Annotated in this window: 7 tRNA genes; all 7 read left to right on the top strand. The window is 51.2% G+C overall.

The features are described from left to right. The 7 genes from O3611_RS09765 (at nt 1) to O3611_RS09735 (ending at nt 616) form a co-directional block, all read left to right on the top strand. A tRNA-Asp gene (locus O3611_RS09765) sits at nt 1-73 on the top strand. A gap of 24 nt (nt 74-97) precedes the next feature. Next, nucleotides 98-170: transfer RNA gene (locus O3611_RS09760), tRNA-Lys, on the top strand. A 5-nt stretch (nt 171-175) separates the two neighbouring features. After that, nucleotides 176-257, top strand: a tRNA-Leu gene (locus O3611_RS09755). Between the two features lie 12 nt (nt 258-269). Continuing rightward, nucleotides 270-342 (top strand) — tRNA-Thr (locus O3611_RS09750). 27 nt (nt 343-369) lie between these two features. Beyond that, nucleotides 370-441: transfer RNA gene (locus tag O3611_RS09745), tRNA-Gly, on the top strand. 7 nt (nt 442-448) lie between these two features. Next, nucleotides 449-534: transfer RNA gene (locus tag O3611_RS09740), tRNA-Leu, on the top strand. Between the two features lie 8 nt (nt 535-542). Further along, a tRNA-Arg gene (locus O3611_RS09735) sits at nt 543-616 on the top strand. The last annotated feature ends 74 nt before the right edge of the window (nt 617-690 follow it).

Below are 690 nucleotides of genomic sequence, written 5' to 3'. Positions count from 1 at the left end.
GGTCCCGTAGTGTAGCGGTTATCACGTCGCCCTGTCACGGCGAAGATCGCGGGTTCGATTCCCGTCGGGACCGTTTAAGATAACGTAAGTTATTTTAGACTCGTTAGCTCAGTTGGTAGAGCAATTGACTTTTAATCAATGGGTCACTGGTTCGAGCCCAGTACGGGTCATCATTGCGGGTTTGGCGGAATTGGCAGACGCACCAGATTTAGGATCTGGCGCTTAACGGCGTGGGGGTTCAAGTCCCTTAACCCGCATAATAGAAATAAGCCGGCTTAGCTCAGTTGGTAGAGCATCTGATTTGTAATCAGAGGGTCGCGTGTTCAAGTCATGTAGCCGGCATTTTTTTAATATAACCAAGAGGTCGATGCGAACGTAGTTCAGTGGTAGAACACCACCTTGCCAAGGTGGGGGTCGCGGGTTCGAATCCCGTCGTTCGCTTAGAGAGGCCGGGGTGGCGGAACTGGCAGACGCACAGGACTTAAAATCCTGCGATTGGTAACGATCGTACCGGTTCGATCCCGGTCCTCGGCATATAATGAGCACCCTTAGCTCAACTGGATAGAGTACCTGACTACGAATCAGGCGGTTAGAGGTTCGACTCCTCTAGGGTGCATTTTTTCTATTTAACTCGGGAAGTAGCTCAGCTTGGTAGAGTACTTGGTTTGGGACCAAGGTGTCGCAGGTTCG

This window comes from Streptococcus sp. 27098_8_91, assembly GCF_041432385.1.
In the GTDB taxonomy this organism is placed as follows: domain Bacteria; phylum Bacillota; class Bacilli; order Lactobacillales; family Streptococcaceae; genus Streptococcus.
The sequence above is the reverse complement of the archived record's forward strand: the minus strand, read 5'-3'. Positions and strand labels throughout refer to the sequence as shown.